The organism is Peptidiphaga sp. (assembly GCF_057238965.1).
Genome location: NZ_DBHHEV010000095.1, coordinates 1 through 8,962 on the forward strand (window position 1 = coordinate 1; position 8,962 = coordinate 8,962).

The 8,962-nt window shown below is 66.3% G+C and carries 10 protein-coding genes; 9 read left to right on the forward strand and 1 reads right to left on the reverse strand.

The annotated features are described in order from the left end of the window. The 9 genes from ACO48X_RS09670 to ACO48X_RS09710 form a co-directional block, all read left to right on the forward strand. Positions 1-354: F0F1 ATP synthase subunit delta (locus ACO48X_RS09670; protein WP_485001880.1), on the forward strand; the 354-nt coding region annotated here is incomplete at its 5' end. 36 nt (positions 355-390) lie between these two features. Beyond that, a complete protein-coding gene (gene atpA / locus ACO48X_RS09675) occupies positions 391-2,022 on the forward strand; it encodes a F0F1 ATP synthase subunit alpha (RefSeq protein WP_485001881.1) in 1,632 nt (543 codons plus the stop codon). Between the two features lie 2 nt (positions 2,023-2,024). Further along, complete coding sequence (locus tag ACO48X_RS09680; RefSeq protein WP_485001882.1) at positions 2,025-2,957, forward strand: F0F1 ATP synthase subunit gamma; 933 nt, start codon at positions 2,025-2,027, stop codon at positions 2,955-2,957. A gap of 9 nt (positions 2,958-2,966) precedes the next feature. Then, positions 2,967-4,421: a F0F1 ATP synthase subunit beta gene (gene atpD / locus ACO48X_RS09685; protein ID WP_485001883.1), complete on the forward strand. Its 1,455-nt coding sequence runs from the start codon at positions 2,967-2,969 to the stop codon at positions 4,419-4,421. Continuing rightward, positions 4,421-4,681: a F0F1 ATP synthase subunit epsilon gene (locus tag ACO48X_RS09690; protein ID WP_485001884.1), complete on the forward strand. Its 261-nt coding sequence runs from the start codon at positions 4,421-4,423 to the stop codon at positions 4,679-4,681. The genes atpD and ACO48X_RS09690 overlap by 1 nt, the downstream gene beginning before the upstream one ends. A 51-nt stretch (positions 4,682-4,732) precedes the next feature. Beyond that, positions 4,733-5,143 carry a DUF2550 family protein gene (locus ACO48X_RS09695; RefSeq protein ID WP_485001885.1) on the forward strand — a complete coding sequence of 137 codons (411 nt, stop codon included), beginning with the start codon at positions 4,733-4,735 and terminating at the stop codon, positions 5,141-5,143. Positions 5,144-5,222: 79 nt separating this feature from the next. After that, positions 5,223-5,918: an endonuclease NucS gene (nucS, locus tag ACO48X_RS09700; RefSeq protein ID WP_485001886.1), complete on the forward strand. Its 696-nt coding sequence runs from the start codon at positions 5,223-5,225 to the stop codon at positions 5,916-5,918. Then, on the forward strand, positions 5,918-6,202 hold the full coding sequence (locus ACO48X_RS09705) for an ATP/GTP-binding protein (protein ID WP_485001887.1): 285 nt from the start codon (positions 5,918-5,920) through the stop codon (positions 6,200-6,202). Before nucS ends, ACO48X_RS09705 begins: the two co-directional genes overlap by 1 nt. Before the next feature lie 152 nt (positions 6,203-6,354). Continuing rightward, on the forward strand, positions 6,355-7,146 hold the full coding sequence (locus ACO48X_RS09710) for an alpha/beta fold hydrolase (RefSeq protein WP_485001888.1): 792 nt from the start codon (positions 6,355-6,357) through the stop codon (positions 7,144-7,146). A gap of 153 nt (positions 7,147-7,299) precedes the next feature. Here the strand turns inward: ACO48X_RS09710 and ACO48X_RS09715 are convergent, their stop codons facing one another. After that, complete coding sequence (locus tag ACO48X_RS09715) at positions 7,300-8,703, reverse strand: cell division protein DivIVA (RefSeq protein WP_485001890.1); 1,404 nt, start codon at positions 8,701-8,703, stop codon at positions 7,300-7,302. Between the last annotated feature and the right edge of the window lie 259 nt (positions 8,704-8,962).

Consider the following 8,962-nt stretch of genomic DNA (forward strand, 5'->3'; position numbering starts at 1 on the left):
GCCGACCGCGTGTGGAAAAAGCACGTCGGAGCGCCCGCGCTGACGCTCATCCGCCGCGCCGTGGCGCGGGCGCCGCTCCCGACGATGGCCGCTTCGCTGACCGGGTATGTCGATGCGGCGGCGGAGATCCAATCCAAGCTCGTCGCCTCCGTGACGGCGGCGAGCCCGCTCACCCGCAAGCAGGAAGAACGGCTGAAGAGAATCCTCTCAGCGCGTTACGGCAAAGACGTGTCCGTTCACGTCGCGATCGACGCCGCGGCCGTGGGCGGCATTCGCATACACATAGGCGACGACGTCATCGACGCGACGCTCGCCACGCGGATCAAGGGCGTCAAGGACGCCGTCATCAAGTAACCGGCGGCCACCGCCTACGTAGTTAAGGAAAGAGGAATGGCTGAACTTACCATCCAGCCCGAGGAGATCCGGGCGGCGCTCGACAACTTTGTGAGCTCCTACGAGCCCGCCAAGTCCGTGAGCGAGGAGGTCGGCCACGTCACCCTGACCGCCGACGGCATCGCCCGCGTCGAGGGGCTTCCCGGCACCATGGCCAACGAACTGCTGACCTTCGAAGACGGAACCCTCGGCCTGGCCATGAACCTGGAGGAGCGCGAGATCGGCGTCGTCGTCCTCGGCGAATTCTCCTCGATCGAAGAGGGCCAGGAAGTGCGGCGCACCGGAGAGGTGCTCTCGGTTCCCGTCGGCGAGGGGTACCTCGGCCGCACCGTGGACCCGCTCGGACGGCCGCTCGACGGGCTCGGCGAGATCCAGGGAGTCGAGGGCCGCCGCGCCTTGGAGCTGCAGGCCCCCGGCGTCATGATGCGCAAATCCGTCCACGAGCCGCTGCAAACCGGCATCAAGGCGATCGATTCGATGATTCCGATCGGGCGCGGCCAGCGCCAGCTCATCATCGGTGACCGCCAGACGGGCAAGACGGCCCTGGCGATCGACACGATCGTCAACCAGAGGGAGAACTGGCTCTCCGGCGACCCGAAGAAGCAGGTCCGGTGCATCTACGTGGCCATCGGCCAGAAAGGCTCGACCATCGCCTCCGTCCGCGGAACGCTCGAAAAGGCCGGCGCGATGGACTACACGACCATCGTCGCCTCTCCGGCGTCCGACCCCGCGGGCTTCAAGTATCTGGCGCCGTACACCGGCTCGGCCATCGGCCAGCATTGGATGTACAACGGCAAACACGTGCTCATCGTCTTCGACGACCTGTCCAAGCAGGCCGAGGCCTATCGCGCGGTTTCGCTGCTGCTGCGCCGCCCGCCGGGGCGCGAGGCCTACCCGGGCGACGTCTTCTATCTGCATTCGCGCCTCCTCGAGCGCTGCGCCAAGCTTTCGGACGAGATGGGCGGGGGGTCGATGACGGGGCTGCCGCTCATCGAGACGAAGGCGAACGACGTCTCCGCCTACATTCCCACGAACGTCATCTCGATCACGGACGGGCAGATCTTCCTCCAGTCGGATCTGTTCAACGCCAATCAGCGCCCCGCCGTCGACGTCGGAATCTCCGTCTCGCGCGTGGGCGGCGACGCCCAGATCAAGGCGATGAAGAAGGTCGCGGGAACGCTGAAGATCACGCTCGCCCAATACCGAGCGCAGGCGGCGTTCGCCATGTTCGCCTCGGACCTCGACGCGACCACGCGCCAGCAGCTGACCAGGGGCGAGCGCCTCATGCAGCTGCTGCGCCAGCAGCAGTACACGCCCTACAAGGTAGAGGACCAGGTCGCCTCGGTGTGGGCGGGGACCAACGGCTTCCTCGACGAGCTTCCGCTGGACAAGGTCCACGACTACGAGAGGCGTCTGCTGGACTATTTGCGCCACAACACCGGCGTGTTGGAGAAGATCGCGGACACCGGGCTCCTCGAGAAGGAGACGGAAGAAGAGCTTCGCGCCGCGGTCAAGGAATTCACACGCGGGTACCTCGTCGCCGAGGGGGTCGCCGCGGACGGCGAGGGCGAGGTCGAAGTGGAGACCGAGGTCGCCAAAGAGCAGATCGTCCGGGCGAAGCGGGGCTGACCGTGGCGGGCGCACAGAGGGTCTTCAAGGAGAAGATCAGGGCGACGGCGACGCTGGAGAAGGTCTTCCGCGCGATGGAGCTCATCGCCGCCTCGCGCATCGGCAGGGCGCGAGAGGCTGCGAGCGGCCTGGATCCCTACACCCGGATCCTCACGCGGTCGATAGCGGCCGTGGCCCTCCACGACCACGAGCTCAACCATCCCATGCTCACCCACCGCGAGGACACGAATCGGGTGGCCGTCCTCGTCGTCACCTCGGACAGGGGAATGGCGGGCGCCTACTCCTCGTCCGTCCTTCGCGAGGCCGACCGGCTGGTCGAGGAGCTGCGGACGGAAGGCAGGGAGCCCGTTCTGTACGTGAGCGGGCGCCGCGGCGAGTCCTACTACAGGTTCCGGGGGATCGAGGTGGCGAAGTCGTGGACCGGCAAGTCCGACAACCCCGACGTCGGCGTCTCCGACGACGTCGCCTCCACCCTGCTCGACGCCTATCTCGCGGCGCCCGAAGACGGCGGCGTCAGCGAGCTCATCGTCGTCTACACGAGGTTCGTCTCGATGGTCAGGCAGATCGTCCAGGTGCGCCATATGCTTCCCCTCGAAGTCGTCGAGGCGGAAGACGACGACGAGCGCGGGCCGGTCGACGACCTGGGGGACAGGCCGGAGGAAACGCGCCCGCTCTTCGAGTTCGAGCCCTCGGCGGAGGACATTTTCGACGCGCTGCTGCCGATGTACGTGAGCCAGCGCATTCATTCGGTTCTCCTCATGGCCGCCGCCTCGGAGCTCGCCTCGCGCCAACAGGCGATGCACTCGGCCACGGAGAACGCCCAGAAGCTCATCGAGGACTACACCCGCTTGGCCAACAACGCGCGCCAGGCGGAGATTACGACAGAGATCACCGAAATCGTCTCGGGCGCCGACGCGCTCAAGCAGGGTGCTTAAAGGAGAAACATGACCACGCTCGTATCCAATCCGGGAACCGGACGCATCGTCCAGGTCATCGGAGCCGTCGTCGACGTCGAATTCCCGGCGGACTCCTTACCCGAGATCAACAACGCCTTGACCACGCACGTGGACCTCAGCGCCCAGGGGGAGGGCGAGGGCTCATACGACATGACGCTCGAGGTCGCCCAGCACCTTGGCGACAACATCGTCCGCGCCATCGCCCTCAAGCCCACCGACGGCCTCGTGCGCGGGGCCCTCGTCACGGACACGGGCGCGCCCATCTCCGTGCCGGTCGGCGAGGCGACGAAGGGTCACGTCTTCAACGTGTTCGGCGAATGCCTCAACCTCGACGGCGACGAGGTCCTCCAGGTCGAAGAACGGTGGCCGATCCACCGCAAGCCGCCCGCCTTCGACGAGCTCGAGCCCGAGACGCGGATGTTCCAGACGGGAATCAAGGTCATCGACCTTCTCACTCCGTACGTCCAAGGCGGCAAGATCGGCCTGTTCGGAGGCGCGGGCGTCGGCAAGACGGTCCTCATCCAGGAGATGATCCAGCGCGTGGCCCAGGACCATGACGGCGTCTCCGTGTTCGCCGGCGTCGGCGAGCGGACCCGAGAGGGCAACGACCTCATCAACGAGATGGACGAAGCCGGCGTCCTCGACAAGACTGCCCTGGTGTTCGGGCAGATGGACGAGCCGCCGGGCGTGCGCCTTCGGGTGGCGCTGTCCGGGCTGACGATGGCGGAGTACTTCCGCGACGTCGAGAACCAGGACGTCCTTCTGTTCATCGACAACATCTTCCGATTCACCCAGGCCGGCTCGGAGGTCTCCACGCTGCTGGGCCGCATGCCCTCCGCCGTCGGATACCAGCCGACCCTCGCCGACGAGATGGGCGCCCTCCAAGAGCGCATCACCTCCACGAGGGGCCATTCGATCACCTCGCTGCAGGCGATCTACGTGCCCGCGGACGATTACACCGATCCGGCCCCGGCCACGACGTTCGCCCACTTGGACGCGACCACCCAGCTCTCGCGGGAGATCGCCTCGCGCGGGCTCTACCCGGCCGTCGATCCGCTGACGTCGACCTCGCGCATCCTCGATCCGCAGGTGGTGGGGCAGGAGCATTACGAGGTCGCCACCCGAGTCAAGGCCATCCTCCAGAAGAACAAGGAGCTGCAGGACATCATCTCCATCCTGGGCGTCGACGAGCTGTCCGAAGAGGACAAGGTGACGGTCGCCCGGGCCCGGCGCATTCAGCAGTACCTCTCGCAAAACACTTATACGGCGCTCAAATTCACAGGCGTCGAGGGGTCGACGGTTCCCGTGGACGAGACGGTCGAGGCCTTCCGGCGCCTTTGCGACGGCGAGTACGATCACATTCCCGAGCAGGCGTTCTTCAACATCGGCGGCATCGAGGACATCGAGCGTTCGTGGGAGAAGCTTCGCCAGGAGCAGGGCTGATGAAGGTCGAGATCGTCGACAGGCAGGCGCTCGTGTGGTCGGGAGACACCGACCACCTCGTCGTTCCGTCTCACGAAGGGGCCATGGGAATCCTGCCCGGGCACACTCCCCTCATGGCGCTCCTCCTGCCCGGCAGGGTGGAGGTGGACCTTTCGGAGGGCCGCTCGCTCGTCTTCGAGGTCGACGGCGGTTTTGTGACGGTCGACGAGGACCATGCCTACGTCGTCGTCGAGCATTCGGACACCGGACACACTGAGTAGCCGAGCGAGCAGCGGCCGGGAACACGCGGCAAAGGCACGAAAGGCGGGGATATGAGGGCGCTTGACGTCATACTGGCCGTTGCGCTCGCAGGCGCCCTAGCGGGCCTCGCGTTTCTCACCGTCTACTTCGTGCGTTTGAGAGGGCTTTTGCACAAGTACGGCACGTTTCAGTGTGCCCTGCGGCGAAAGGGAGGCCGCTGGATTCCCGGGATAATCGCGCTCCAAGCCGACGCGATCGAATGGTATCCGCGCAGGTCCCTGGTGCTGAACTCAAAATGGAGCTTTCCCCGCGAGCTCCTGGAGATCCGAGGGCATCGCCAGGGCATGCTCCCGGGAACCACGGTCGTCGAGTTCCTCGGCGACGGCGTCGAGTACGAAGCCGCGCTGGGCGCCGCTCAATTCGCGGGGCTCGTCTCGTGGATCGATTCCGCGCCGCCGGCCGAAGAGCCGGCCGACTTCTGATCGATTCGCTGCGCGTCGGGCGGGCGCCCATTGGGCGAGCGAGGCGCGGTCTCAGGCGGATCGGGTAGGCTGTGAGGCTATGCGCGTAGTCTTTGCTGAGTGTTCCGTCGATTACTCGGGCCGCCTCGACGCCCACCTCGAGAAGGCGACGAGGCTTCTCATGGTCAAAGCCGACGGCTCGGTGCTCGTCCACGCCGACGGCGGCTCCTACAAGCCGCTGAACTGGATGAGCCCGCCCTGCTCGATGTCCGTGCGCGAGCCCGATGAAGACGAAGCCGCATCCGGCGTGAGCGAAGTGTGGGAGGTCTCACGCAATAAGAGCGAGGACAGGCTCGTCATCCGGATCTTCGAGGTGTGCGCCGAGGCCAGCCACGACCTTGGAATTGAGCCGGGCCTCGTCAAAGACGGCGTCGAGGCGCATTTGCAGGCGCTCCTGGCCGAGCAGGTGGAAAGGATCGGTGAGGGCATGAGCCTGGTGCGCCGGGAGTTTCCGACGGCCATCGGGCCGGTCGACCTTCTTGTGCGCGACGGCGACGGCGGGCACGTGGCCGTGGAGGTCAAGCGGCGCGGCGAGATCGACGGCGTCGAACAGCTGACCCGATACCTCGCGCTGCTCGAGCGCGATCCGCTGCTCGCTCCGGTGCGCGGGGTTTTCGCCGCCCAAGAGATCAAGCCCCAGGCCAGAGTCCTTGCCGAGGACAGGGGCATCGAATGCGTCGTCCTCGACTATGACGAAATGCGCGGTTTGGACAACCCGGAGGACAGGCTGTTCTGATGCGCCGGTCGAAGAAGTACTCGCGGCCGGTGCGCCCGCTGAATGTGCGTGCGGCCATGGGCGGCGTGAAGCACGAGGTCGGCCGCGACGGCGCCGAGTACAAGGTTTTCCATATCTCCGAAGCGGCCAAACGCTATGTGTGCCCCGGATGCGGAGGCGAGATCGACGTCGGCGAGGCGCACGAGGTGGCGTGGACGGAGGACACCGTCCTAGGCTCGCAGTTCGGGATCGATTCGAGGAGACACTGGCACACGTCGTGCTGGAAACATCGCGGACGGCGGTGACGCTTTGCGCCGTCGGCGCGAGTTCCGCGTAGGCGTAGGCGCGAGTTCCGCGGAGCCCCGGATGCGGGGGCGCGAGAGCCTCGCGCGGCGAAAGCGAGTGCACGGGCGCGTAACCCTGGCCTGAGCGAGGATGCACGGCTAGGGTGGAGGATATGACTGTACTAGCTACAAGGCGGACGGGAAACGCCGGGACGCTCCCGTTCCTTCTTCTTCACGCGATGCCGCTCGATTCGACGATGTGGGATCTGGTTCGCGACAGGCTCGCCCCGATCGACGTCGTCACCGTCGACGCACCGGGCTTTGGCGGCTCCCCGAGCGGCGCCGAACTCCAAGAGCGCTACGGGCGCCCTGAGCCTTCGCTCGAAGCCTTCGTCGAGGCGATCCGCGAGTCGCTCGACGAGCTCGGGATCGAGCGCGTCGTCCTCGGGGGCATGTCGATGGGCGGAACCGTGGCGGCGACCTTTGCGCAGACCTACCCCGAGAAAGTCGCCGGCCTGGCGCTCATGGACACGAACATCGGCGTGGACGACGCCGACCACGCCGCCATTCGGCGCGAGAGCATCGCCCTGTGCGAGGAGGGCAAGGGCTATGAATCCGTCAAGGAATGGAGCAATTTCCTCGTTTCCCCGGCTTCGCCGGAGTCCGTGCGTCAGAGCCTCGACCGGCGTTTCCGGCTGTTCAACTCGGCTTCGCTCGCCTGGCTGCAGAGGGCTCTGCTCGACCGCGACAGCGCCATCGGCGCGCTGACCGCCATCGACGGGCCCATTTTGCTCGAGCGCGGCGCCGACGACGCCACATGCAGCTTCGCCCTCCTCCAGCAGTGGAAGGAGCTTGCCCCGCACGCGAAGATCATCGAGATTCCCGGCGCCGGCCACTTCGTGGCGGACGAGCAGCCCGAGGTGCTGGCAAAGGCTCTGGCCGATTTCTACCGTCAGGCTGCATAGCGCCGCCGCTTGGCACCGCATAGCGCCGCCAGGCCGCATCGGCAGAGACGGGGCGCGCCGAATGCAAACGCGGGAGGGGCGCCTTCCCTCCCGCGTGAGTGAGTTATGTGCGTGATGTAACAGGCTGCGCGAGCCCTTCGGGTGCGTGATCCCTCAGGAGGCTTGCTTCTTCTTTGCGGCCCCGCCCGCCTTCGAGGACGCCGACTTGCTCGAAGCCTTTGCCTGAGGCTTCTTCTTGGAGGCGGACGACTTCGGCTTGTCTTGATCGGCGGGCTTGTCTCCCTCCGATTCGACGGCCCGGGGAACCTCGATCTCGTGGACCTCGGCGCCCTCGTCTCCGCTTTCGGGCGCGGAGGCCGCCGACGCCGCGGACGTGACCGTCGGCGTCTCGGTTCGTGCCTGGCCGGCGCTGACGATGTTGGCCAGCGCGAGCCCGGAATCCGAAGACGCGAGCATCGAGCGCATGTCCTCCAGATAGGTCAGCAGCGCGTCGCGCTGGCTCTCCAGGGAGGCGACGTGCTCTTCGGCCGAGTGAGCCATCGCGGCCGCCTCCGCGTTGGCCTCGGAGCGGATCCTGCGAGCCTCGTCGCGTGCCGCGGAGACGATGGACGAGGCCTCTTCCTGAGCCTGGTTCAGTGTGGCCGTCGCCGTCTTCTCCGAGTCGAACGTGAGCTGCTCGGCCCTCTGCGTCGCCTCCGACAAGCGCCGTTCTGCGGCCTCGGCCCTGCCCTCGGCGTCGGAGACCATGGCCTCCGTGCGCTCGCGGGCCTCTGCGTCGATGGCGCTGCGCTCGTCGGCGCTGCGCTTGCGCAGATTCGCGACCTCGCGGTCCACCGAGGCGCGCAGGGCGGCGACGATCTCGTCGGTCTCGCTGCGAAGCCGTGTGGCGTCGCGGGTCGCCTCCGCGCGAATCTTGGACACCTCTTCTTCTGCAGCGGCGCGCATTTCGGACAGCTCCGCGTCGACGTTGGCCCGCTGGGACTCGACGTAGTGGTCGATCTCCGAGCGCATGGACGAGACCTCGTTCGACGCCGATGTGCGGACCCGATCCGCCTCCCGCTCGGCCGAGGCGACGAGTTCTTCCGCGGTGCGGTGCGCGTTGATCGCCAAAGCATCCGCCTCCTGACGTGATGTAGCTCGCAGTTGATCGGCCTTGGTGCGTGCGCTCGTCAGCGTGTCCTGAGCTTCGGCCTCCGCGCTGCTGGTCAGCAGTGCGGCGCGCTCCTTTGCACGCGCGATGATGGCTTCGGCGTCGGAATTTGCCCTGGACATGACGTCCATGGCCTGCTCCTCCGTCGAACGCAGGAGGCGTTCGACGCGCGAGCCGAGCCCGCCGTAGCTTGGGCGGGAGTTCTCCCGAACCTGTTGCTTCGCCTCGGCGAGTTCGCCCGACAGGCGCAGGATGCGTGAATCCAGTTCTGTGACCTGGGACCGAGTTTCCTCGAGTGCGGACTCGCTTTCTTCGAGCGCCGACTCCAATTCGTGTATGTGTTCGTCGACCTGCGCGCGGTCATACCCCTTTCGCACAAGCGGGAACCTGCTGGTTTCCTCAACCATTCTCCGACCTTTCCGATGGGTGATATGTGGGTTGTGAATCGGATACAGACTAGGCTACTTTCATAGGCCGTGATCGGCCTAACCGGGACGTCAGATCGGACGGCCGATAATGTTATAAAATCGTTATTAAAGAGGGGCGCCGCGACTCGGAAGTAGCCCGATTCGCGGGTGTGCGAGGCGCCCTTGCCGCTCGACGAGAGGGACAACATGCGACGAAGGACCGTCGGCATCGCGCTTGCTGCGCTGGGGCTCATAGTGG